Genomic DNA, 25,249 nt, shown 5'->3' on the forward strand with positions numbered 1-25,249 from the left:
GCTTAGGGGAGCCAAGCCAGCCAGATCCGGTGCTAGACAAATTTTCGTATGGTAGACCGAACGCTTCTTTTCCGGGCTTCACGTCGCGTGAATACCACCGCTTACTGGGTAGCCAGAATTACCAAGTGGGCGATGAAAGGAGCGTTTGCGGTTCTAATGCTGGTTTTGCTCTGTAATGCCTGGGTCGTCCTGAGTACGCAGGGAAAGAATTATTACTTTATCAAACAGCTTCCCACCAACGATGTGGGGCTGGTATTAGGGACAAGCAAGTACATTGCCAACGGTCGCGAAAATCTGTTTTTCAAGCATCGCATGGAAGCAGCGGCCCTGCTGTATCACGAGGGTAAAGTAAAAGTGTTGATTCTGAGCGGTAATAACGATTCGGAATACTATAACGAACCCCGCGATATGGAGGACGCTCTGGTGAATTTGGGCGTACCGGCCAATATCATTCAGCACGATTTTGCGGGACGCCGCACGTACGATAGCATTGTACGTTGCCGGGAAGTGTTTAAGCACAAAAACGTTACCGTGATCTCACAGCCTTTTCATAATGCCCGGGCTTTATTCTTAGCCGATCAACTGGGGGTAGATGCGGTCGCTTTTGCGGCTCAGGATGTCCCGAATGGCTATTCGCTGAAAACGCTGGTTCGGGAATATCTGGCCCGACCGAGAGCGGTAATGGATGTTTTTTTTCTGAATCCCTCGTTTGCCAAAACGAATCAGCCCATCGAGAACGAACGCCGGAAACGGAAAATGGACGATACGCTATAAAACGTTTGTTTCGGACCGATACAAACCTTTATCTCCGCAAAACCCGGGCCGTTGGTTCGGGTTTTGTTACTTTTGCGGGAATTTAGTACCCTATGAAAATCATTGAAACCCATGCTCATTTATACGATGAGCAATACGATACCGACCGCACCGCCATGATTGAACGGGCATTGGCGGCTGGTGTAACGGAATTCTGGTTACCCAATTGTGATTCCGAAACCATATCCGGCATGATGGAGCTGGCTCAAACCTATCCGGGCCAGTGCCGACCCATGATTGGTCTGCATCCTACCTACGTAAAGGAAAATGTGGAACAGGAATTACAAACGATGCAGCAATGGCTGGAAAAAAGTGCGGATGCCTTTGTGGCCATTGGCGAAATCGGGCTGGACTTCTATTGGGATACCACCTTCGCCGAACAACAGAAAGCGGCCTTTTCCCATCAGCTTGGCTGGGCGAAGCAGTATCAATTACCCATCGCTATTCATTGCCGGAACGCCTTCTGGGAAACCGTTGAACTCATTGAAAAGCACAATGACCCGAATCTGCGGGGTATTTTCCATTGTTTTTCGGGTGGGGTAGAAGAGGCCCGGAAAGTCGTGGAGTTAAACTTCCTCTTAGGCATCGGCGGCGTAGTGACTTTTAAAAACGGTGGACTGGATAAAGTGATTCCGGAAGTAGGTCTGGAACATCTGGTACTGGAAACGGATGCACCCTACCTGGCTCCGGTACCGTACCGGGGCAAACGCAACGAACCCAGTTACCTGCCACTGATTGCCCAGCGAATCGCAGATTTGAAGCAGGTACCCGTCCAGACCATTATCGAACAGACGACCGCCAATGCTCTGCAATTGATTCAGTAAGGTTTTTTGTGTATCCCCCCAAACGATTACTTCCTTGAAAATCATAAAATTAGATACGGCAGCTTCGGCTTCCTCCCCGCTTTCCGTACTGGTTATTTATACGGGTGGAACCTTTGGTATGGTCTACGACCGTCGGCTGGAAACGCTGGTGCCCTTCAACTTCGAACAGATTCTGGAACGCATTCCGGAATTGGCTCGCCTGCGGTTTTCCATTTCCGTACTCGTGCTGGACGAACTGCTCGATTCTTCGAACATGGTACCCAATAACTGGCTGGAAATCAGCCGGATCATTGGTGAGCATTACGAGCAGTATGACAGCTTTGTGATTGTACACGGAACGGATACCATGGCGTATACGGCTTCGGCACTGGGCTTTTTGTTCGAGAATCTGAATAAACCCGTGATTCTCACCGGGGCCCAATTACCCATTGGAGCTGCCCGTACCGATGCCGTTGAAAACTTCATCACGGCCCTGGAAATTGCCGCCGCCCGTGATGAACAGCAGCGACCCATGGTGCCCGAAGTAGCCATTTATTTTCATTCGTACCTGTTACGGGGTAATCGGGCCCGCAAACAGGAGAGTAGTCAGTTTAATGCGTTTCAGTCGGAAAACTATCCGTATCTGGCCGAAGCAGGTGTAACCATTGATTACAATCGGCCTTACATTCGTGCCTACGATTCTACAAAGCCCTTTTCTGTACACGAAACGCTGGATGCGAACGTGGTGATTTTAAAACTCTTTCCGGGAATTTCACCTTCCGTGATGAACAGTATTTTCTCGATTGAAAGATTAAAGGGAGTGGTGCTCGAAACCTACGGAGCGGGAAATGCCCCCACGGCTCCCTGGTTTTTAGAAACGCTGGAAAAAGCGACCGATCGCGGTCTGATCTTACTGAACGTGTCGCAATGTACGGGAGGACGGGTACTGCAGGGGCGGTACCAAACCAGTAAGTACCTCAACGAGATGGGTTTAGTCAGCGGAGCGGACCTGACCTCTGAGGCGGCAGTGACCAAACTGATGTTCCTGCTGGGGCAGTACGGCGACGATTCTGCGATGATTCGTCAAAAATTGACGGAATCTTTACGGGGAGAATTAAGCTAAACACTTGCTTTTGGCTCTTTTTTGTTTGTATCTTGCGACCCCAAACAAACAGAGGGGTGTCCGAGTGGTTGAAGGAGCACGCCTGGAAAGTGTGTATACCTCTCAAGGGTATCGAGGGTTCGAATCCCTTCCCCTCTGCGAAAAGCCTGATTATCGAATCGATAGTCAGGCTTTTTAGTTACGCACAAATTTCTGCCAGCGTATCTGCTTCGTCTTCTATCATCTGTTATCTATTAAGGAAATAAGCTTTTCAGAAAAGTTTTGTAACCCATAAGTTGCTCAATAATTTCTAAAGTTGAATAGCCTATTGTGTCTTACCAAAGGCGAATCAGTTCAATTTTAGCAATAATTCCACCTACTCAGATTCCTGGTTTGGGTATTCAACTCGTTACAGAAAGAGCAGCATCATAGGCAGTTGAAGCAAAATATAATCTAAAGTACCCGTAAAAATTTATTTGTTTGAGAAGATTGAAGTTTATAGAAAATTAGGTAGTATCTACTAAAAAAATACTTAGAAAGCTAGTTGAATCTTTATGGTTTCGTTAAATGATCGGAAATGCTGCCGTCAGATGATTCTTCTTTATAGTAACATAACTACATTATTTATCTAATTTATGCGTAATTGGTGGGCATTACTAGTCGTTTGTGACTATACGTTTTAACCCTACTTTTAACAAGCCGCTTTACGTGTATGAAATCTTTTTTACAAATCACTCCAACGCATCTTACTAAAACATTTTTGCAAGCAACGACTCGCAGGATTACTACCGCCTCTCTTTTTCTGATTGGCTTTACTTCTATCCAGGTACAGGCTCAGAATAATATGGGGATTGGTACTGCAAGCCCGGATGCCTCTGCCGTTCTCGACGTGGTAAGTACGAACAAGGGGGTACTCGTCCCCCGCATGCTTGATTCCGAGCGTCTCGTGATTCCCAATCCTGCTACGGGCCTGATTGTTTATCAAACCAATGGAACGGCTGGCTTTTATTACAACGCGGGCACGCCGGCTACCCCGAGCTGGATTAAACTCAGTAGTGGCGTCGTCGCAGTGGCCGACGGTGGGACCGGAGCAACGACGGCCTCGGGTGCCCGGACCAATCTGGGGCTGGGAACCTTAGCTACCTTGAACAGCGTGTCGAGTAACGAAATCACGAATGGAACCATCGTAAACGCCGATATTAGCAATGCAGCAGGCATCGATGGGTCCAAGATAGCCGGTAACATTGAGGGAAAAGCAGTTAACGTAACAGGAGTCGTTCCCCTGGATCATGGAGGTACGGGACAAACGACCCAGAGTGCAGCTCTGAATGCCTTATTACCCACCCAGAGTTCGAACAGTGGTAAGGTTTTACAAACGGATGGATCAAATGCCACCTGGGCTACCCCGAGTACGGGCGGTGGCCAGGTTTTTGCCATCACTACGTTCAATCCGATTACGCAAATCGTGGAGCAAAAGGCGATTATGCTTACCGCTACCAGCGGGCAGCAACCACCGTTCATTATGCCGGCTTCGGGTACTTGCGATGTGATCTATTTAGAGGACGTAGCACAGGCAAATCAGGCAAGCACGGAATGTAAAGCAGAATTATACAAAAACGGGGTAGCCACCGGATTGGCAATTCGGGTCGTATCCGCTACGACGTCGAATGCCAAAACAGCGGGCTCGGCAACGGGTTCGGTCTCTTACGTAATGGGTGATGTACTGACGTTCGGCGTATCAAGTACGAACACTACCCCTAACGTTCGCATGAATATCTCCATGCGTTGCCGCTAAGGTAAGCTTACTACAAAAATAAATGCATCTCCTACAAACGGACGGTGTCAGGCTGGGAATCTTATCCAGCCTGACACCGTCCGTTTTTGGGTATCTCATCCACCGATGCTTTGATCTGGTCCTGACGAAGTAACGAATGAGGTTTAGTACCGGGCTTGGGGACGTCTGGCTTTCCCATCAATCGTCCGTCCGTTTCTCAATCGCTTCGATAACCTCAATAATCACCTTCTACCGATTCATGGATTTTAAGGCAAATTCCCCGCATGGTTTTTTTAAGTATAAGTATCTACTCAGTAACCCGTAAATATAATGTAGTAAGTTGCTGATTAACAGTAGATTAATTTTGAACGACGTGCCGATTTGACCGTTTGGTACACTCGGATTTTAAGGTACAGGTCGTTAGAATTTTCTAATAACCCTAAAACAAAAGAATCATGGAACACAGTGTGGATGGCATCAAAATTGACTTGCAAACGGTGGGATTCAAGGAGTCTCCCGAGTTAGTGACCCAGGTAGAAAACGAACTGCGACGCCTCATGCGTTTTCGGCAGGATATCGTAGCCGCTGACTTCTACTTCAGTGAAGATGGCCGCAACCCGGAAACCAATAAAGTGGTACGCTGGCGTCTGGGCGTGCCGGGGAAAGATCTGTTTGCGGAAGCGAACTCGGCTTCGTGGTACAGTAGTCTTCGGGACGCGGGAGAAAAACTTCGCCGCCAGTTTGTAGACTAAGCTTACTTCTTTGAGGTCTATTCAAACGTCTGTTTTTCAACAGACGGAGGCCGATCTATGCGTACACTAAATAAAACTTCTCACTAATACACTCTTCAAAACAGAAAGCTTATGACCCGATTTAATGTAGATCATTTCAATGCCTTAGCTCAAAAAGAAGCAACTCTTTGCGTCTCCCTTTATACACCGACTGAAAAGATTTCAACCGATGGGCACCAATCAAGTAAAATTCACTTCAAAAACGCGTTGACTGAAGCCCGGAACCAGTTGCTGGAAGTCCATGAAATGTCAGAATCAGATGCCGATTCATTTTTGGCGGAAGGCTTTCAGTTACTGGACGATCAGGAATTCTGGAAATACAGTTCAGATATGCTGGCGTATTTCATTTTTGATGGCGAAAGTGTGTTTTACAAACTACCCTTATCCATCGAATCACCCATTTGTCAGGTAAACCAGCGGCCCTACCTGTTACCGCTCATTCCCGAGTTAAATGACGACGGACACTTCTATCTGCTGGTGTTAAATCTGAAACAGGTAAGCCTGTTGGAGCTGACCCGGTCCACGATGGAACAGATTCCTCTGCCTGACTCCGTCTCGGCTTCGTATACCGAGGAAATTGAAGACGCGGATAATCAGAAAGCCCTGCAACACCGCAGTGGCATTGGCGAAGCGGGAGCCATGTTTCATGGCCAGGGAAGCGGGTCAAGCGAAGCCCGGAAAGCAGAGATTCTCCAGTATTACCTTCGGTTGAGTACGGACATTGAGGCGATTCTGAACCAGAATCCATTGCCACTGGTACTGGCGGGGGTCGATTATTTGATTCCGCTCTACAAACAGGCCAGCAACTATACCCATGTGGTCGAGCCGTATCTAACGGGCAGTTATTCGGAAGACGATACCCTAACACTGTCAACCGAAGCCTGGCAGCTGATGGAACCTCAATTCGTACAGGGCCGTCTCGACCGAAAGGAGAATTACGGCCTTTTTGCCGCGAAAGGGCAGGGAGGGGATGACGTGGAAACGGTGATCCTAACCGCTCTTAGTGGGGGGGTCGATACTTTATTCGTTCAGGCTCAGGAAGAAGTATGGGGAACGTACGACGCGGAGAAGTTTAGCCTCACCGTGGAGGAGTCGCCGAGCCGCAGCAATTATTCCTTGCTCAACGAGGCTGCTCAAAAGACCATCGCGTACGGTGGAAACGTGTATCTGGTCGAGAAAGATGAAATGCCAGCGACGGATTCCATGATCGCGGGCATGTTCCGCTATCCTCTGACAGAAGTCAATCAGGAAACCGAGAACACCCTTTAAATCACATCAAAAACAAAAATCAGAGTTAACCCGATATATTATGCGACAACCGCCCCAAAACTATAAACCCATTGAAAATTACGGAATCATCGGCAATATGAAGACGACCGCCTTGGTCGGCATGGATGGTTCGATTGATTTCTTATGCTTCCCCCGATTCGATTCCCCGAGTGTCTTTGCCCGTATTCTGGATCACCAGAAAGGAGGCCATTTTTCGGTAGAGCCCCAGATGAAGGAGGTACAGCATAAACAGCTCTATCTGCCCGAGACGGCCGTACTGATTACCCGCTTTTTTTCGGAAGAAGGCATCGCCGAGATAACGGATTATATGCCCGTCCGGCATGAATCCGAACGGAGTTACAACGCCGTCGTTCGTAAGATCAAGGCGGTGCGGGGGACCATCAAGTTCAAAATGAAAATGCAGCCGCGGTTTGATTATGCCCGCGAAAAGCACTCCGTTGAGCCCAAAGGGGAGGCGTTGTATTTTAAAGCGGACGACGGTACCAAAACCGAACTTCGTTTACAGGCCAGTTTTCCATTGGAGGTACGCGATGGAGATGCCTACGCCGAGTTTGAACTGAAGGAATCGGAACGGGCGTTGATCGTCCTGGAATCCATTGATGCGGGGAAGGAAAAAGACCTCGCCGATCTGGCTTTCTATGCGGAAAAAACGTATTTCGATACGATCAATTTCTGGCGTAAGTGGGTCAATCAAACGACCTACAAAGGCCGCTGGAAGGAAATGATCTGTCGGTCGGCGATTACGCTGAAATTGCTCACTTCGACGGAGTTTGGCTCGGTAGTAGCGGCGGCAACCTTTGGCTTACCGGAGGAACTGGGAGGCGATCGGAACTGGGATTACCGCTTTACCTGGATTCGGGACGCGGCCTTTACCATGTACGCTTTTCTGAAACTGGGCTTTAAACAGGAAGCCGCTGATTTTCTGCGTTGGATTATCGAACAGGATAAAAACCGCGATCTGCACTTGCTGTACAAGGTGGATGGTACGGCCGACATGGAAGAAATCGAACTGACGCATCTGGAAGGCTATAAGCAGTCGGCTCCCGTTCGCATCGGAAACGAAGCCAACAGTCAGTTGCAGCTGGACATCTACGGCGAACTCCTGGATACGATCTACATCTTCAATAATTACCACCAGCCGATTACGTACGAATTGTGGGAAATCATCTGCAAGGAAGTCAAAATCGTGATGGAACGCTGGCGGGAAGCCGATCACGGCATCTGGGAAATCCGGAACGAAGAGCATGAATTTCTGCACTCCCGACTGATGTGCTGGGTGGCCATGGACCGGGCCATTAAAATCGGTGTGCATCGGTCATTTCCCTTTCCGCAGCAGGAATGGGTGCAGGTACGCGATGAAATCTACCAGGACATTTACCATAACTTCTGGAATGAAAAACTACAATGCTGGGTACAGTTCAAGGATGGAGACAAAGTGGCCGAAACCGTGGATGCCAGTGTCCTGCTGATGCCGCTGGTACACTTCGTGACGCCCGACGAACCCCGGTGGATTTCCACGCTGGAAGCCGTCAACCAGCATTTGCGACTGGATGTACTGGTGTATCGCTACGATAACGAGGTTTCCGGAATCGATGGCTTAGAGGGCGAAGAAGGTACGTTTACCATGTGTTCATTCTGGTACGTGGAATGTCTGGCCAAGGCCGGTCGACTGGATGAAGCTGTTGAAAATTTCGAAAAAATGCTGGGGTACGGCAACCACCTGGGATTATTCGCGGAACAAATCAGCAAGAAAGGCGAACACCTGGGTAACTTCCCGCAGGCCTTCACGCACCTGGGCCTCATCAGTGCCGCTCTGGAACTCGATAAGAAACTAAGTCGCAAAAATGGCTAAGGCGGTATAGCCTTGCCAGGGTGAGTTCTAGATAGTTCTTACGCTTCTGCAATCCGGGTCTGCCCTTCATGGAAACGTTCATGAAGGGCAGACCCGGATCTTTTATGGCAGGAAGCCAAGCCGGTTCACGACGCACTTTCCTCAACCGAAGAAGTCAAAAGCACAAGTCAGCCGGATTGGGTGGGAAGACGGTTGAAAGGCGAACAACTTTGTATCATCCCAATCAGGAATTTTCAACCGATCAACCATGATACAAAAACGTTTTGCTTTAACCCTTTTACTCGCTACGGCGGGCTTCTGGATAGCCGCCCGTACGGCCGACATCCTCGCCGATCTGCGGTTAAAAACTGAAAATATTCAGGAAATCAGTATGGATGCCGTCACGTCCGATGGGCTGAGTGTACCCTACGTGCCCTACGAAGGCAAGCAGTGGGCGAAAGCCCTGTCGGCTCCCGCCAAGGTGGAGGCGGTTAAAGCTCTGGGCCGAATTGTAAGGGCCTATACCGAAACGGAAGATTTCCGCAAGCGATACGATCAGTACATGCAGGAAAAGTATGACGTGAGTACGGATCAAACGCAACGGCTCCAGTCGGATCAAAACGCTCGTCAGCAAATGAGCGAACAGACGGAGGCACTGGGCGGATCGTACGATGAGATGGTCCGTCAATCGACGCAGGCGATGGCTCAAATGGAACCTTCGATGTTACGGATGGTGCTGAAAACCCAGATTGAAGGCCTGGTAGAAGGATTGAACGGAGCTGAAGGAGAGACAAAAACCAAAGGGGCTGCCGAGCTGACCCAGCTTAAAAAGTTACAGGCGATTACCAATCCCGCAGAATTCAAGAAACAGTACCTGGCCTACTATACCCAATGGATGAACCAGCAGATCAAGGAAGGAAATGCCCGAATGGTGGAGGATGAGGAAGAAGCAAAGGAGAAAGCCGCCGATTATCAGAAACGCCTTGCTGAATACAAAGCCCATGCCAATCCGAAGCTTGCTCTGAAGGAACGATTACGGGAATGCATTACCCTCATCGAAAGTGTGGACTTTAACGCCAGACTCATCAAAAAGGGCTCCCGACTGGAGTTCGAAAATCCCGACTATCGTAGTAAGTCCAGCACCTGGAAAACGGTATTCCGGATGGGACAGGAACCCGCAATGGCCGTCCGGGATTTCGCCCAGGTTTGGCTTAAGGAGTTAAAATAGAAGCGTATGGAAACTGAGAAGGTCCCGTATAACTCACGTATACGGGACCTTCTCGGTATTTAATCCTGACTGTCGCGAAGACTTAATTTTTGAGTTTGTCTACCCGCAGCATGTAGTTGTACCCGCCCTGTAGTTCCAAACCGGGCGTGGTTTTACCCGTGGCCGGATCGTATTCCCACACGTAATCCTTACCCGTTTCGGCGTTGGACAGGATATAGGCTTTGCCGTTATCAATCGTTACGCTTTCGAGGGTTTCGGAATTGTCGTAGGGAATGTCGCTGAGCTTTTTCGTAACCGCTCCGGTACTCAGATTGACGATGGCAAAACCGTAGATGTGGCTGGATTTTGAACCACTGGCTGCGATCTTGGGATCTTCGTACTTCACTACGGCTTCGCCATTGCCGATATTCCACATCGCAAACACCGAGCCGCCCAGTGCATCACTCAGATTGATTTTAAAGCTGGCATCAAACTCGGTCGTGCCGTTTTTGATACGGTACAATACCGAGGGCAGTTTCATACTGCTTCGCGACGAACCCGGCGTAGCCAGGTGATACAGATCGCCGCTGCTGGTTACGAACGAAGCCGGTTCCCACATGCTGATCCCGCCCGCTCCGGTAGTTTTGTCATCCTGTACCACTTTGGAAAGCGTCATGGCCGGATAATCGAATACGCCTACATTAACCTGGCGGTAGGCCGCGGGCCAGTTGCCTGTATACATAAATCCTACAAACAGTTTGCCCTTCGTATACTCCGTCGTACCAATGCTCAGGTAGGGAAACCCGGTTGGGCTGGCGGGTACGCTCAGTTCGCCGTTCGTGATCGCCAGCGTCGTGGCATTGACCACCGAGTATAAAATCTTGTTGCTGTCGCCATTTACGCCAATCAGCACCAGCGTATTGTCATCCACCCAGGTGTAGCTGCTGACGTTCTTTTGGTAGGTAAAGGGCACTTCCTTCACGGCCGTCAGCTGGTTGTTTTCAAACTTGAATTTCGAAAATTTTCCGTTGTTCGAACTGGTACTGGGGTAATAGTAAAAGCCACCGTGGGGAATGATGCCGTAATCGGCCTTGCCCGTTACTTCCACGCCATTGCCGGACAGGCTAAGCACGCCCGTTTGGAGGGAATTGGTACCGACTACGTACTGGAAGGTATTGGGCCAGCTACCCACTTGAAGCCACACGGCGTAGTCGGGAGCCTGATCGTTGGCTGGTTCTTCAGCGGGACTGTCTTTGCTACAGGATTGGAAACCCGCCAGGGCCGTCAGCAGCAAAAGGGACGAAAGAGTTTTGTGAAACAAACGCATACGTAAAAATGGATTAGGAACGAAAGGAGTTATTGAATGAAATAGCGGAGCTTCACCCCAAAGGCCCGACCCGGTTTCTGCAGCCGGAAATTGTCGTAGGCCAGAGCGTTCGCCAGATTCCGGCTCTCGAAGGAGATGTTGTACTTCCCATTGTCGCGGGAGTAGGTGAGGGAGGCGTTCTGAATAAACTGGGTCGGAATCCGGTTGAGGCTGGACTTGGTACCGAAGGCTTCCCAGCTCAGGTAAAACCAGTGGACGTACTGAGCCCCCCAGTTGAGTTGAAGCCGGGTGTTTTTGCCCAGTAAATCGTTTTTCCCGATGCTGATGTCCGCATTACCGAAGGCCCAGGGTTGATTGGGAATTTTGTTGAGGTACGTAGCCTCGGGCGTACCCGTGGAGCCCGGTGCGTATTTGGTCGTGTTGATGGCGTTCTGGTAGCTGCCATTCACCATGATACTCAGCAGGTGGTCGTAATCGTAGCGAAACTCGGCTTCCAGTCCGTTCACGCGTACTTTGGACGTATTGGCGTAGCGGCTTACGGCCCGGTTGGATTGATAGACAACGGCGTAAATGAAATCGCTGGCATCGCGGAAAAACCAGGAGGCTTCGGCAAAAAAGTGATGCTTCTGCACGCGTTTATTCAGAAAAGCTCCCACGTTCACGTTATGACTGGCCTCCGGTTTCAGATCCAGATTGGCAATGATCGTGTAACCGTTTCCGAACATTTCACCCACTTCCTGCAGGCGGTACGAGCGTTCGTACGAAGCTTTCACGCCGATTGATTCCGAAATCCGGAACCGCGAGGCAATACCGTAGCCCAACCGGTGAATGAAATCCTGTACGCTGGACGTTTCGCCGGATGTATCCAATGCCCGATCTTGAGCAATGGACATGCCATAATATTTGCCGAAATACGTCGTCATCCACCGCTGATCGAGCAGATTTTGCTGATAGGCGAGTCCCAGCAGGTGTTTCCCGAGTACACCCGGACTGGCGTCTCCTTCCTCCACCAACTCGTTATACATTTTGTTTTTAACGTGATCGAAGGTGTAGTTGACGTTGATTGAATGCTGATCCGTCAGGGCATAACTCGCATTGACCCGGCCGAAGGTTTTGGTTCGGATCACCCGATTCAGGGAGCGGCCATAGCCAATTTCTGCCTGATTGGTCTTCACCCGCGAACCGTCCCAGGCGTATTGATAACCCGCCGTATCGACCACTACGTAATTATCCACGGAACGTGACAGAAAGGCGTTTACATCCAAACCCTGGACCAGAAAGTTGTTTTTTCGGTACCGAACCGACGTATTCCAGGCATCGCGTGGCGGGTTGCTGCCCCATAGACGACCTCCTGCCGGGTGCCCGTCTGAATATCCTGAGCCGACGTATTATACGAAACTCCCACAAAGAAGACGTCGGCCCACTTTTTATTGTTCACCCCCACTTCCAGCTGTCCCATCGCCGACTGAAATGTATCGTGAAAACGACGAAGGTCTTTCCTGACGTAGACTTCCCGATCAGCATCCCATATTTCGATGCCCCGCATGATATAATTGTTGTTGGAGTAATTGTAGAAGGCATTGGCCCGTAGCGTGAGGCCCGTTCGGGGGTGAATGTACTGGCCCGTAAGAGCCGCCCGATGCGTGTTGAAGGAGCTATAACTGTAGCTGGCATCCAGGTAGTTACGGATCTGCTGATTCGTGATGAGGTTCACGGCTCCGCCCATCGCATCCGAGCCCAGCGATACCGGCACGACGCCTTTGTATACTTCGATACGCTCGGCCAGATTGACGGGAATAGTATTCAGCGTGAGCGAACTGCCCATGACTTCCAGCGGAATACCGTCAATGAAAAACCGGACAGCCTTCCCCGATAAACCATTGATTGAGAAGTTGAAATCCGAACCCAGACCGCCCTGCTCGCGTACCCGAACGCCCGTTGTGCGGTTGAGTACCTGGTTCATATCCACGTTGGTATTGGCAAACAGGCGGGTTTCGATGGCGTTGACGGCGAAGGCCTGTTCTTTGACCTGCTGGTTCTCGGTCTTGCCCGTTACAACGACTTCGTTCATCGTGCGGGAATCGGCTTTGAGAATGAACGCAACGGATTGTCCGGCCCGAATTTCTTTGGATTGCGGAAGAAACCCCACCCCCGAAGCCGTAATCGTCAGCAATTCCGTCCGGTTTACCCGAAGCTGAAAGGATCCCGTCGTATCCGTCGTGGTGCCGAGGGCAGAACCTTTTACGCGGATGCTGATCCCCACGAGGGGCAGCTTGTCTTCGGAATGAACCGTACCCGAAACGGTCGGTCCAGTCTGGGCCAACGACCGGAGAGTTAGGAAGAAAAGAAGGAAGAAAGAGGTAGACGCTTGCATGGGGAAACGAGAAGGGGAAACAACGCCTTCTCTTCTCCTAGTTGCATAAACCCGACTATACCGAAGCTGGGAAAGAAATAAAATGCGGTACGTGAAACGCGGTAGCCTTTAGTCAGACGTTTGGCCGGACGCGTCCTTCAGTTTTTCGAGCCGTAAGAGGTAATCCACGGAGCCTTCGATTTTCAGGCCTTTCTTCAGGCTCTGATCGTTTGGATTGTAGACCCAGATGTAATTATTGTCTGGACCGGCATTGACCGAAATATAGACCAAACCCCGATCCACAAGTACGCAGCTACGGGCACTGCCTTTGTCCAGGGGCAAAGCCAGTTTACGCGTCGTTTTTTGATTCAGGTCTACCACGTAAAATTCCAGATGCGGTACCTGATAATGGTCTTCCATGGTTTTGAAAAGCTCCCGTCGTTCACTCCGGACGATCGCCTGACCTTTTCCAATGTACCAGAGCCCATACGCGTGATTGTGAATAGCGGAGGCTGAAATATTGAAAAAGTACGTGGAGTCCAGGGTCGCTTCGCCCGCTTTGATCCGGTAGATAGCCGTTGGTTTCCGGGGGTGATTGCCCAACGCAAAGCCCGGACAGGCCAGAAAATAAAAGTCTCCCTTTTCGTCAGCGAACGTACTGGGCTGCTCCGTATTGATGCTTCCCGGATACGTCGATTTCGTGTCTTTCTGCGTACGGATGAGCCGCATCGAAGGATACGCCAGCGTACTCACGTAAAGCGTATCGCTGGTGGTATACTGACCGGGGCGACCGGATACCGTGTGATACGTATACCCAACGAAGAGCTCGGAACCCCGAAAGTGACTGAATCCCACCGACATGGAATTGTAAGGCCCAAAAGGCAGGGATAGGGGTAATTTCCCCGTTTGGGCCTGCATCGTACGGACATCGACGCGGGCGTACTGCAATTTGGAAATTTTACGATTATATGAAATCAGGAAAAGCGAATCCGGCGTGAGCCAGTTGTAGTTTTCAATGAAGGACATCTCAGGCAGTGCCACAGAATCCTGAGCCGTAAAGTGCTGATCAATTAGCCGATGGCGGACCAGGTAACCGCTCTTTCGGTTCATGTGGTAATAATTTCCATCCCGTTCGATCAGCTCCGCCCAAAGCTGGGGAATCGGGACCGGAACGCCTTTGCTGAGGGGATCCATCCGGCCGGAATCTAGCTGATCCGTACGGACGATATATTCCCGGGCATCCCCGGACCTCATGACATAAATTCCGTACGTTCCTTCCGGGTGGGATTGGTGACAGCCGATCAGACCAAGCAGACTCCAGAAAACAAGTAAAAACTTCAGGTGCATACCGCTACTTCAAATACCCCATTCATCCATCAATTGCCGTTTGGCGACGGGCGGAAGGCTCTGGAGCAATTTTTCTTTAATGACCAGTATCTTTTCGTGATCGGCTTTCTGACAGGTATGAAAAGCAAAGTACGTTTCCCCTTTCTGGAAAGAAAAATGTTCGGGTGATTGCTCGATAAACGAAAGCTGCACGTCTTTTTTCGGCTGAATCTCTAAGCGACCGCAGAAGTTAATGATGCCCGCCTTCGTGACCTGAACCTTGCTCTCGGGACCCGCCGCCAGGGTATAGTCCCGGCCCGAAATTTCCTGTGACTGAGGGGTAGCTGGCGTGTGCGTGCGGTACAGCAACCAGCCCAGACCCAGTACCACCACGCACGCGGCGGCGACGGAGCCGAGCAGTGACCACCGGAAAAGCCGACGCGGTTTCGACGAAGGCAACTCCTGCTGAATGTGCGACCACATTTCCTGCTGGATGGTTGCTTCGTCCACGAAAACGGGGAACGAATCATCCACGTCCGAGTCATCCAGCAGCCAGTTTTCTACGGCTGTTTTTTCCTCGGGCGTGCAGTGTCCACGGTGGTATTTTTCAAGGAGTTCCTTCGTAACCTTCATGATAGCTTTTAGCGAAAGCCAGGGTTCTTTTCGGTAAAAGTAGCATATCGAAGGTCTTACCGCAGTACCAGTCGGATGAAAAAATCAGAGGGCGTATTCGGGTAAGTTCGTTTTCAGGGAAAAGAGAGCTTTGGAGATGTGGTGCTCCACGGCCCGTTCCGAGATCAGGAGATGCGAGGCAATTTCCTTGTTGGTAAGGCCCTGTTCGCGGCTCATCCGGAATACCCGCTGGCACTGGGCGGGGAGGCGTTCGATGAGGGAGGCGAGCCGTTCCGACAGACTTTGGGCCAACACTTCGTGCTCGGTATAGTTCTGGGCCTGTACCTGCCGGGAACCTATGTGCTGGAGGTGCTGCTCGTGGATTTTTTCGTTGCGAAAGTGTTCAAATACCTTCAGCTTGGCCGAACGAACCAGGTATTTTTCAACGGACTGCGTGATCTCCAGTTCGTTTTTCCGCTCCCACAGTGATTTGAAAATATCCTGTACAATCTCCTTCACCAGTTCCGGATCGCCGACGGAATGGTAACAGACCGCATAGACCTTTCGCCAATACAACTGATAGATTTCCTTGAAGGAATCTTCAGTAATTCGCGTAGGGCTTGAAGCCGGGGACAGAGTAGACATAGGGCAATCGATTCGCTTCCGAACAGGATGGGGCAAATATAGAGTTTTATTTATAATGATTCCAAATAGTCATTAGGTTAATAATGGAGGGGTGGTGGAGAGAACCGGAAGTATCAGACAAGCAAGCTTCACGCAATGAACCCTCACGGATGAATCAGAACCAGCTTTATCCGTGAAAAAATGGATTATCCACCGCTTTCGCTGAGAATACTTGAAACTCCCTAGGAAAGAAATACGGGAATGCGTTAATTTTATGGGTCTTTATCTAGAATATGCCTATACTCTAGACCTTGCTATGAAATTAAAAGTCCCCGTCATACTCCTCCTGCTGGCCAGCATCTTATGGTACTGCAAAACCAGTCAGCCCCCAGCGGCACAAACCCGGACCGCTGAAGAAAAAAACGTCCGTACCGATGCGGTAGCGGTAGTACCCGCTCAGGAAGCCCTGAAATACATGACCATCGAGGATGGCTTTGAGGTACAGCTGGTAGCGGCTGAACCACTCGTTGAAGCTCCGGTTGCCCTGAGTTTCGACGCCAAAGGACGCATCTGGGTGGTGGAAATGCCGGGGTATATGAATGATACGCTGGGTTCGAATGAAGAGGCTCCCACCGGTAAAATTGTCATTCTCGAAGATACCAATCAGGATGGGCTGATGGATCGCAAACAGGTATTTCTGGATTCGCTCATTCTGCCCCGGGCCATCTGTTTCATCGAAAACGGCATCCTCGTAGCTGAACCGCCGTACCTGTGGCATTACGAAATCAAAAATGATAAACCGGGGAAGAAAACCCTGGTGGATTCAACGTATGCCAAGGGGGGTAACGTCGAACATCAGGCCAATGGGCTGGTACGGGCGTTGGACAACTGGATTTACAATGCCAAGTCGGACAAACGGTATCGCAAAGTCGGCGATAAGTGGCTCATTGAAAAAACGCATTACCGGGGGCAGTGGGGGATAGCTCAGGATAATACGGGCCGTTTGTACTATAATCATAACTCCCAGAATGTCATCGCCGATTATTACTTACCGGGTTTTGGAGCCGGAAACGCCAATCAACGCAACGACGTAGCGGGCTTCAACGTCAATATTACTACGGATAATCGCGTGTACCCATTGCACGCCACGCCGGGCGTAAACCGGGGGTACATGAAAGAAACGCTCGACGATAGTTTGCGACTGCGTAGTTTCACGGCCGCCTGCGGACCCGTCGTGTACCGGGGCGAACAGTTTCCGGCCGCGTATGCCTCCAACGTATTCGTCGCCGAACCTTCGGCCAATTTAGTGAAACGGAATCTGGTACAGGAACAGGGCAATGTGCTGGTAGCCAAACAGGCCTATCAGAAACGTGAATTTTTAGCCAGTACGGACGAACGCTTCCGGCCGGTAAGTCTGAACAACGGTCCGGACGGAGCCCTGTACCTGATCGACATGTACCGGGGTATCATTCAGCACAAAACCTACCTGACTACGTATCTGAAAGGACAGATTGCCAAACGGCAACTCACGCAACCCCTGAATTGCGGCCGGATTTATCGCATCGTTTCCAAACAAAAGCCGTACACGGCCGCTCAACGGTCCTTACCGCAGCAACCCGAGCAACTGGTAGCCTTATTGGAAAGTCCGAACGGCTGGTTACGGGATTACGCTCAGCAGGCCCTGATTGATGGCAAATACACGACAATGGTCCCCCGGCTGCGACAACTCCTGACGGAAGGCACGCAGGAACTGGCCCGGGTGCACGCCCTGTGGACGCTGGAAGGCTTAGGAGCCTTGTCGACGCAAGACGTACTGCTTTGCCTGCGGGATTCTTCCTGGCCGATTCGTCGGCAGGGGCTAGGCGTGATTCCTTCGCAATTATCGGTGACCAACTGGCAACTGTACGCGGCCGAACTCGAAAAAAGAACGAACGATACGCTGGCGTACCCGTACCTGGCTTTTTTGAGCGGCTCCCTGCGTCGCTTTAACGCTCCGGCTGCCGATGCATTGGCGGAAAAAATACTACAAAAACGGCCCCGCGATCGTTACCTGGCAGCGGCCGTGGTGAGTACGTTGGCGAATAACGAAGCGGAATTTCAGGATCGACTCCGAGCGAATTTACCGGATTCCAATCTGGCCGTGTATCGAAGCCTGAAAGTGGCCCTGAAGAATGCCGCCAGCACCCGTACCAACCGCGATCCGGCCCTGCTAGCCCGACAGTATCCGAAGGGAGCAAACCTTTTCAATACCATTTGCCAGACCTGTCACGGAAAAGACGGGAACGGCGTGGCTTCGCTGGCTCCCCCGCTCAACAAATCGGAGTGGGTAACGGGTCGGAAAGATCACCTGATTTCCATTGTGCTGTATGGTCTGACCGGACCCGTATCGGTGAACAATCACCTGTACACGGCACCCGAAATCAATGCCGATATGCCCGGTATTGGGTATGATCCTTCGCTATCGAGTGGGGATGTGGCTGAGCTACTGAGTTTCATTCGGAAATCCTGGCAAAACAATGCCGAAGGGGTGACGACTGGCGAAGTAGATCAGGTACGGAAAAGCCTGGTGAAACGCGAAAAAGCATTCACGATTAAAGAATTACAGGGTCAACAGTAATTCCTTTGTGTTAAAATCCTGCGTCCCTTTGCTACGTTTCGGTAGTGAAGGGACGTAGGCGTTTAAAGCCATGGTTCAACTTACTAATGAATGGCGTGTATGACTATCGAAGAAACGAACGGCTGGGAAGCTTCCGCGGCAGCCTGGATTGCCGACATGGGAGAAACCGGTGATTATGGTCGCCAGTACGTATTGGATCGGCCGATGCTTGATCGGGTTCGTCCCTTTCGGCGGGCTTTGGATGTGGGTTGTGGCGAAGGGCGTTTTTGCCGGATGATGCAGGAAATCGGACTTCAAACGGTTGGCATCGACCCAACTGAAACCTTACTGAAACAGGCTCGGCATCGCGATCCGGCGGGTGAATATCACTTGGGCAAAGCCGAAGCACTACCGTTTCCAGACGCCTCGTTTGATCTGGTCGTAAGTTATTTAACGCTGATTGATATTCCCGATATTCGACGGGCCATTGCGGAGATGAGTCGCGTTCTGATGCCCGGCGGAAGCCTGCTGATTGCTAACCTGACCAGCTTTAATACGGCAGGCGTCGAAACGAGCTGGATACCCGACCCGACAGGACAACTTAAGTACGGAATTGACCGTTACCTGGAGGAGCGAGCCGCCTGGGTGAGCTGGCGGGGCATTCGCATTCAGAACTACCACCGACCGCTGAGTACCTACATGACCCTGCTACTCGAACAGGGCTTGCAGTTACGGCATTTTTCTGAGCCCAGGCCCTACGGTGGCGATCCGGCGAAAGTAGAGCATTACAGCCGCGTACCTTATTTTATGATGATGGAATGGCAAAAGCCACTCAGTTAAGTGCATGACAACAAAACGGTTTAAAGTCCAGCTTCTACGATGGCTGGGTGGAGTTATATTAGTTATTTTTCTAATTATCAATGTACTGATGGCTTTTCATGCCTATCGGTTTACGTACTTTTACGAAGCTCACGAAGCCCAGTTTCGTCGTCCGGAGCGGATGACCAGGGGCGAAAAGCTATCGCAGGCCCTCTTTGGTTTCCGTTTTCCCAAACGTTCAGTCAACGAAACGCCCGATTGGCCGTACCAGACCATCCGACTTAAAAACGAACGTAATCAAACGCTGGTGGGGTGGTACAGCCCGGCGGAAGAAGCCTCGAAAGGAACGGTGATTCTCTGGCACGGGCACGGCTCTGCGAAATCCCGCGTACTTGCCGAGGCGACTTACTTTCGACGACTGGGATACGCCGTTGCTCTGTTTGATTTCCGGGCTCACGGACAGTCGGATGGGAACGTGTGTACCATCGGTTACCACGAAACCAGCGATGTCAAAACGGTCTATGATTGGGTACAGGCCAAAGGCGAACAACGGATCATCTTTTGGGGGATGTCGATGGGAGCCGCCACGATATTGAAAGCCATACCGGAGTTTAATCTACAGCCGACGAAAGTCATTCTAGAGTGCCCCTTTGCTTCTCTGGAAGATGCCGTGAAAGGTCGCCTGCGTTCCCTGCATTTACCCGAACAACCCTTGGCGAATCTGCTGCTCTTTTACGGCGGACTGGAACGCAACCTAAAGGCTTGGGAGTACCAGCCCGCCGAATATGCCCGGAAGCTAACGATGCCCGTATTGCTCCAATGGGGTCGCAGTGACCCTCGGGTATCGCGGGATGAAACGAACCGGATTTTCCGTAATCTGGCTTCGGACCAGAAACAACTGGTGATTTACCAGGAATCGGGCCACCAGTCGTTTTGCCGCCACGAAACCGATCGTTGGGAGCGGACTGTGCGTAACTTCCTGAATCGTTGAAAATTAATCGTTAACCGATACGGTGGCCGCGTGTACCGTCTGACTTTTGAGCGTCATCGGAAACTGGGTACCCTGATAACGAACCAGCACGGACTGGCTGCCCGTACCCAAGTGAATGGGTTGTCCGGCGGTGGCTACCACCAGCAGTTCGCCCTTGGAGATAGCACCCCGGATGTAGGGGCGAGGGTCCTGGTTCTCGGCCAGGAGTTGCGTACCGGGCCGTTTGTCGGTTTGCCAGGTTTTACCGTTGTCGATTGAGAATTCCAGTAACAGGTTGTATTGCGTATTGGGGTCATTCCAGAAGCGATTGAACTGGAACGATCGCCACTTGCCCGCTTCGATGTAGTCCTGACCGATGGTACGCTTGCGACTGTCCGTCCAGTTGTACAACCCACCCCCGTAGCGATACGAACCCGTGACGTATCCCCACAGCGACATACTTTCCAGAATCCAGCTACCAACGACGGGCCAGGCTCCGGTGCCATCGTTACCACCTTCGTACACGGACATGATCCATTCGATATTCTGCGGACGATGGCCCGCGGGTAGGGTCTGGAAATAGGCGTCCGTCCATTCCAGTTTTTTCTGAATCGGGTGAAGGCTTTTGCTGGCATAATCCGCATGGGAAGCGTAGAGTTTCCCCGGCCCAATAACACTGGGCTCGTGTGAAGGATCATTCCAGAAATAGTACGGTAAATGGAAATAGGGGAGTGTACCGGGAAAAACCGTAACACCCGCTTCTTTAAACATTAGGTACCGCTGCATATTAGCCAGCTTCCCGCCCGGGTTCTGCTCCGAGCCGCCGGCTTCATTACAGAGCGAATTGTGCGAAGAACAGTACACCTGAAACGAAACGTTAGGGTATCTGTCTTTGACTTCCCGAATGGCCCGGCAGAGGGTTTTGACACCAAGGTACGTATACGGTCCTTCTTCCAGATCCAAGTCGAGCAGGATCGGATGATCGCCCCAGCCTACTTCCATGGGAAAGTCGATGGCGTACCCTCTCACCGCGTTATATACATCCTGGTACCGTTGGGCAACCTGTGGCGAATCCATCCAGTTGCCCGGAAAGACATTGGAGTACATCATGCGGTAGACGCCCGTTGTTTTCGGAAGGTTATACGCCGCCAGAATAGGTTTAAGCCGACCAGGCTGTATACCCCGCTGATTCCATTGGGGATGATGAAAACCGCCGTGCAAATCGGCCAGCATCGTCAGGTGTACGTAGTTGATCGCTCCCTTTTTTACCTGTTCGGCCTGTACGTTGAAGTCAAAATCAGTTGAGATCGTATTGATCGCTCCCTTGGGTAGCTGATAGGCAGGAATCTGGTTGAGGGCCGCCCGTCCGACCGGAGCCGTGAGCGTAAGTCGATTGATTTCCTTGGGCGAAGCCAGCGTAGTCGTCGATGTTCCGGAAAGCAGGCGGGGCGATCCTTCGGGGCGGTCGAACCAAAACCAGGCGGCTACAGCCATCGTAAAGGCCAGGGCCATGAAAAGGTAGTTTTTCATCAGAAGCATATCTACTAAACTGAAAAAACGCCGGATTTAGCGTTTTGGTTACGGAAAAGGAAAATCAGAGCGGAAAAATAGCCTTCCAGAAGTCCCGCAAAAATGATTCTTCTTTTGCTGATTTGTTCATCGATCTTCTTGTTTTTGCCGGATTTTCAAGGAATAGTCCTGCTTCCACGAATGTCCGTTAAAAGCATTTAAGTATTGAATATGGTTAGTAAAATTCTTCTGCCCCGCCCTTCAAAATCAGGTAGAGAGAATCGGCGTCCAGCGGCGGTTACAAGTCCTTGGAGCTTTGTCAGACTTGTACTTCGTCTGGAAAATACGCATACCGTCTTCTGCTCAATTCAGTACGGACAAATCCCACTTCAGTTCTTTTGACGTAGTAAACCCATTCGATTCGCTTCAATTTTGAACCGTCGATTTCATACATAAGTCGAATTATTCAACCTTCAAACAATGATTACCATGTCTGTAAAAACAAGTATCGCAGCCTCCCGTACCATTCGTAATCCCATGCTGAAAGATGAAGTAGTCTTTCTGGAAACCAGTCTGGAAAGTCAGGGCCAGCATACGCTGGTCGAAGTGACGCTGTCGGCGGGGGGAGGCAATCCGCTGCACTTCCACCGGGCTTTTTCCGAAGAGTTTACCTGTCTGGAAGGCGAACTGGGTATTCAACTGGGTAAGCAGATGCTGTACCTCAAACCGGGCGAATCAGCGATGGCTCCCGCCATGAGTCGCCACCGTTTCTTCAACCGGACCAGCGAACCCTGCCGGTTTCGCTGTCGCATTGCTCCGGGTTTTCCGGGCTTCGAGCAAACGTTGCAGATTACCTACGGCCTGGCCTGTGATGGCAAAGCCAATGCCCAGGGAATGCCCAAAAATCCCTATGAACTAGCGTACGCCTTTATGATTAGCGGAACGTGCCTGACGGGCTGGATGAGCGTACTGCAACCCGTATTGAATTACCTCGGCCAGCAGGCGATCAAGAAAGGAATTGCTGCTGAGTTACAGCGTAAGTATCTGAAAATCTGGTAGAATCGTTTGCTTTTTTAGTACCTTTTTCATTGGCTACATCCGCGAAGTTCTCGTCGGTCTTGAATGCACTGAACATTCGATTTCATGAAACAGTGGGCACGGTTTGATCGCTACGACTTTCTGATTTATCTCCTCAATTACCCGGCACTGATCATTGCCAATTACATCATCTTTGGAGCGACGTACTTTCAGCACCGTTCATTGTTCCTGGGTACTACGCTGATCGCCAATGGCTGGGGATTGATCGTTTTTGTCACGCTTACGCTCTGGATGAAATTCATGCGGTTTTGCTACGGAGCCCCGGATGAGTTCGGGCAGCGATTACTGTACTCCATGCTGGGCTACGTGGCGGTGATGATGTCGGTTATTCTCGGCGTCTTCTGGGTATACGACCAACTGGGGTATCCGTACAATCCCGACAAGATTCCCTGGGTATTGATGATAGGTTTTGTTACGAACGTTACGTCGGCGGGTTGTCACGAATCCATTTTTACGTATAACCAGCTCCGGGAAAGTACCCGTCGGGAAGTGGTACTGAAAGAGCTGAACATGCAACAGCAGATGGACGTGCTCAAACAACAGGTCAATCCGCATTTTCTGTTTAACAGCCTTAATTCGCTGATTGCCCTGATCGGCGAAAATCCGGTTCAGGCGGAAACTTTCGCTCAGGAGCTGAGTTCCGTGTACCGCTACGTGTTACGGGCCAATGAGCAGGATCTAACGGATTTGCATACGGAGCTGGAATTTATCCGCTCCTATGCTCATTTGTTACGCACCCGGCACGGGGCGGGCTTTCAATTGGTGAGCCAGATCGACCCGCAGTTCCGGCGGTACCAGTTACCGCCCCTGACGCTTCAGCTACTGGTGGAAAATGCCGTCAAGCACAATGTGGTACTCAACAGCCAGCCCTTACGCGTAGAAATCCACACGGATGAACTGGCCAATCTGTACGTCCGAAACAACCTGCAACCGAAAAAGCAAAGGCTTCCTTCCAATGGGGTAGGGCTGACGAATATCGTTCGGAAGTACCAGATGCTCGGACAGGCTCAGCCTTCCGTACGACAGGAGGCGGGACAGTTTGTCGTAGCTCTGCCGCTGATACCCGTCTAAAAATGCACGTAGCCGCATCGGTAGGCACCCAATTTCCCGTACCTTGGGTTCGAATTTCAGTCACCTCCGAATCTACGTCTTACTTATGCGGCTCGCTATTCTGCTTTTCTGGCTCTTTTTTGGCTTCTACGCCCAGGCTCAATCCTCCAAACCCATCCTCACGGGAGCCGACCGAATCGATGAATACCTACCGTATCTGAAAGGAAAACGGGTAGCTCTGGTTGTGAATCAAACCTCGATTATTGGCTCCCGGCCCAGTGTGGATAGTCTGGTGAGCCGCGGCGTACAGATTGTAAAGATTTTCGGTCCTGAACACGGCTTTCGGGGCAATGCCAGTAATGGAGCCAAAGTCGGCGACGAACGCGATCCCAAAACGGGAATTCCGGTGCTCTCGCTGTACGGCAAACGCAAGAAACCGCTACCCGAGGATTTAACGGATGTCGATCTGCTGGTTTACGATATTCAGGATGTAGGAGCCCGCTTTTACACGTACATCAACACCCTGCACCGGGTGATGGAATCCTGCGTGGAAAATAAAAAGGAACTGGTGATTCTGGATCGGCCCAATCCCAACGGGTACCTCGTCGATGGCCCCATCCTGGAAGATCACCTGCACTCGGGCATCGGGATGCACCGTATTCCCGTCAGCCACGGCATGACCATCGCCGAATTTGCCCGGATGATCAACGGAGAAGGCTGGTTGCCGAACAAAGCGACCTGTCAACTACACATTGTAAAAGTGGCCAACTACCGGCACGAGTTGCCCTATGATTTACCCGTGATGCCTTCGCCCAACCTGAATACGCAGCAATCCATTCTGCTGTATCCGCACATTTGCTGGTTTGAAGGGACCATCATCAGCCAGGGACGGGGTACGTACTTTCCTTTTACGGTACTCGGTGCTCCGGCCCTGAAAGGTAAATATGCTTTCTCGTTCAAACCCGTCAGTATCAAAGGGATGAAAGAAGAACCTTTGCACGAGAATCAGGACTGTTACGGACTGGATTTACGGAAATACGATACCCGGCAACTACGTAAAAGCGGTCGCCTAAATCTGCAATGGCTTATCGAACTATACCAAGCGTATCCGGACAAGGACCGTTTCTTCGATAAAAGTCAGCATAAAGAAATTGGCGAGTTTGATAAACTATCGGGTACTGAACAACTGCGGAAACAAATCATTGCCGGCAAAAGCGAAGCCGAGATTCGAAAGAGCTGGGAGCCGGGTCTTTCCCAGTTTAAGACCATGCGGAAAAAGTACTTGTTGTATCCGTAGGGCATTCATTCAAGACCTAGCTTGAGTAGCTATTTTTCTTAGGGGGATTTCCGGAAG

Annotated in this window: 21 protein-coding genes and 1 tRNA gene; 15 read left to right on the plus strand and 7 right to left on the minus strand. The window is 50.9% G+C overall.

The features are described 5' to 3' along the window. Nucleotides 1-48: 48 nt before the first annotated feature. The 9 genes from BWI93_RS04175 to BWI93_RS04215 all read left to right on the plus strand — a co-directional run bounded on the left by BWI93_RS04175 (nt 49) and on the right by BWI93_RS04215 (nt 9,632). Nucleotides 49-774 (plus strand): vancomycin high temperature exclusion protein, encoded by a 726-nt coding sequence (locus BWI93_RS04175; protein ID WP_176454127.1) that lies wholly within the window; start codon nt 49-51, stop codon nt 772-774. A 92-nt stretch (nt 775-866) separates the two neighbouring features. Next, on the plus strand, nt 867-1,637 hold the full coding sequence (locus tag BWI93_RS04180) for a TatD family hydrolase (protein ID WP_094808894.1): 771 nt from the start codon (nt 867-869) through the stop codon (nt 1,635-1,637). A 40-nt stretch (nt 1,638-1,677) separates the two neighbouring features. Next, a complete protein-coding gene (locus BWI93_RS04185; protein WP_094808945.1) occupies nt 1,678-2,739 on the plus strand; it encodes an asparaginase in 1,062 nt (353 codons plus the stop codon). A 50-nt stretch (nt 2,740-2,789) separates the two neighbouring features. Then, nucleotides 2,790-2,877, plus strand: a tRNA-Ser gene (locus BWI93_RS04190). 553 nt (nt 2,878-3,430) lie between these two features. Further along, nucleotides 3,431-4,513 carry a hypothetical protein gene (locus tag BWI93_RS04195; RefSeq protein ID WP_141217351.1) on the plus strand — a complete coding sequence of 361 codons (1,083 nt, stop codon included), beginning with the start codon at nt 3,431-3,433 and terminating at the stop codon, nt 4,511-4,513. Nucleotides 4,514-4,947: 434 nt separating this feature from the next. Continuing rightward, nucleotides 4,948-5,244, plus strand: a complete 297-nt coding sequence (locus BWI93_RS04200) for an HPF/RaiA family ribosome-associated protein (protein WP_094808896.1) — start codon at nt 4,948-4,950, stop codon at nt 5,242-5,244. Between the two features lie 111 nt (nt 5,245-5,355). Further along, complete coding sequence (locus BWI93_RS04205) at nt 5,356-6,552, plus strand: hypothetical protein (RefSeq protein ID WP_094808897.1); 1,197 nt, start codon at nt 5,356-5,358, stop codon at nt 6,550-6,552. 40 nt (nt 6,553-6,592) lie between these two features. After that, nucleotides 6,593-8,425: a glycoside hydrolase family 15 protein gene (locus BWI93_RS04210; protein ID WP_094808898.1), complete on the plus strand. Its 1,833-nt coding sequence runs from the start codon at nt 6,593-6,595 to the stop codon at nt 8,423-8,425. A 247-nt stretch (nt 8,426-8,672) separates the two neighbouring features. After that, nucleotides 8,673-9,632 carry a hypothetical protein gene (locus BWI93_RS04215; RefSeq protein WP_094808899.1) on the plus strand — a complete coding sequence of 320 codons (960 nt, stop codon included), beginning with the start codon at nt 8,673-8,675 and terminating at the stop codon, nt 9,630-9,632. Nucleotides 9,633-9,714: 82 nt separating this feature from the next. On the opposite strand, the gene BWI93_RS04220 is transcribed toward BWI93_RS04215, so the two are convergent. The 6 genes from BWI93_RS04220 to BWI93_RS04240 all read right to left on the minus strand — a co-directional run bounded on the left by BWI93_RS04220 (nt 9,715) and on the right by BWI93_RS04240 (nt 15,874). Next, nucleotides 9,715-10,938, minus strand: a complete 1,224-nt coding sequence (locus BWI93_RS04220; RefSeq protein ID WP_094808900.1) for a DUF4374 domain-containing protein — start codon at nt 10,936-10,938, stop codon at nt 9,715-9,717. A 29-nt stretch (nt 10,939-10,967) separates the two neighbouring features. After that, entirely contained in the window at nt 10,968-12,203 is a 1,236-nt protein-coding gene (locus BWI93_RS28515) for a TonB-dependent receptor (protein ID WP_255157724.1), read from the minus strand. Beyond that, nucleotides 12,194-13,261: a TonB-dependent receptor gene (locus BWI93_RS28520; protein ID WP_255157725.1), complete on the minus strand. Its 1,068-nt coding sequence runs from the start codon at nt 13,259-13,261 to the stop codon at nt 12,194-12,196. Before BWI93_RS28520 ends, BWI93_RS28515 begins: the two co-directional genes overlap by 10 nt. Nucleotides 13,262-13,420: 159 nt before the next feature. Further along, nucleotides 13,421-14,638, minus strand: a complete 1,218-nt coding sequence (locus BWI93_RS04230) for a DUF4374 domain-containing protein (RefSeq protein ID WP_094808901.1) — start codon at nt 14,636-14,638, stop codon at nt 13,421-13,423. A 9-nt stretch (nt 14,639-14,647) separates the two neighbouring features. After that, entirely contained in the window at nt 14,648-15,250 is a 603-nt protein-coding gene (locus tag BWI93_RS04235) for a hypothetical protein (protein WP_094808902.1), read from the minus strand. Between the two features lie 84 nt (nt 15,251-15,334). Continuing rightward, entirely contained in the window at nt 15,335-15,874 is a 540-nt protein-coding gene (locus BWI93_RS04240) for an RNA polymerase sigma-70 factor (RefSeq protein ID WP_094808903.1), read from the minus strand. Nucleotides 15,875-16,169: 295 nt separating this feature from the next. Here BWI93_RS04240 and BWI93_RS04245 point away from each other — a divergent pair, with 295 nt between their 5' ends. From BWI93_RS04245 to BWI93_RS04255, 3 genes are all read left to right on the plus strand, one after another. After that, entirely contained in the window at nt 16,170-18,470 is a 2,301-nt protein-coding gene (locus tag BWI93_RS04245) for a c-type cytochrome (RefSeq protein ID WP_094808904.1), read from the plus strand. A gap of 99 nt (nt 18,471-18,569) precedes the next feature. Beyond that, a complete protein-coding gene (locus BWI93_RS04250; RefSeq protein ID WP_094808905.1) occupies nt 18,570-19,289 on the plus strand; it encodes a class I SAM-dependent methyltransferase in 720 nt (239 codons plus the stop codon). An 88-nt stretch (nt 19,290-19,377) separates the two neighbouring features. After that, nucleotides 19,378-20,259 carry an alpha/beta hydrolase gene (locus BWI93_RS04255; RefSeq protein WP_176454128.1) on the plus strand — a complete coding sequence of 294 codons (882 nt, stop codon included), beginning with the start codon at nt 19,378-19,380 and terminating at the stop codon, nt 20,257-20,259. Between the two features lie 3 nt (nt 20,260-20,262). On the opposite strand, the gene BWI93_RS04260 is transcribed toward BWI93_RS04255, so the two are convergent. Then, nucleotides 20,263-21,768 carry a hypothetical protein gene (locus BWI93_RS04260; RefSeq protein WP_141217352.1) on the minus strand — a complete coding sequence of 502 codons (1,506 nt, stop codon included), beginning with the start codon at nt 21,766-21,768 and terminating at the stop codon, nt 20,263-20,265. 468 nt (nt 21,769-22,236) lie between these two features. Between BWI93_RS04260 and BWI93_RS04265 the strand changes: the two genes are divergently transcribed. The 3 genes from BWI93_RS04265 to BWI93_RS04275 all read left to right on the plus strand — a co-directional run bounded on the left by BWI93_RS04265 (nt 22,237) and on the right by BWI93_RS04275 (nt 25,192). Beyond that, entirely contained in the window at nt 22,237-22,806 is a 570-nt protein-coding gene (locus tag BWI93_RS04265; protein ID WP_094808946.1) for a cupin domain-containing protein, read from the plus strand. Between the two features lie 84 nt (nt 22,807-22,890). Then, nucleotides 22,891-23,916, plus strand: coding sequence for a sensor histidine kinase (locus tag BWI93_RS04270; RefSeq protein ID WP_094808908.1), 1,026 nt, complete (start codon nt 22,891-22,893; stop codon nt 23,914-23,916). Nucleotides 23,917-24,001: 85 nt separating this feature from the next. Continuing rightward, entirely contained in the window at nt 24,002-25,192 is a 1,191-nt protein-coding gene (locus BWI93_RS04275; RefSeq protein ID WP_094808909.1) for an exo-beta-N-acetylmuramidase NamZ domain-containing protein, read from the plus strand. Nucleotides 25,193-25,249 lie beyond the last annotated feature (57 nt).

This window comes from Siphonobacter sp. BAB-5385 (genome assembly GCF_002261125.1).
Taxonomy (GTDB): Bacteria; Bacteroidota; Bacteroidia; order Cytophagales; family Spirosomataceae; genus Siphonobacter.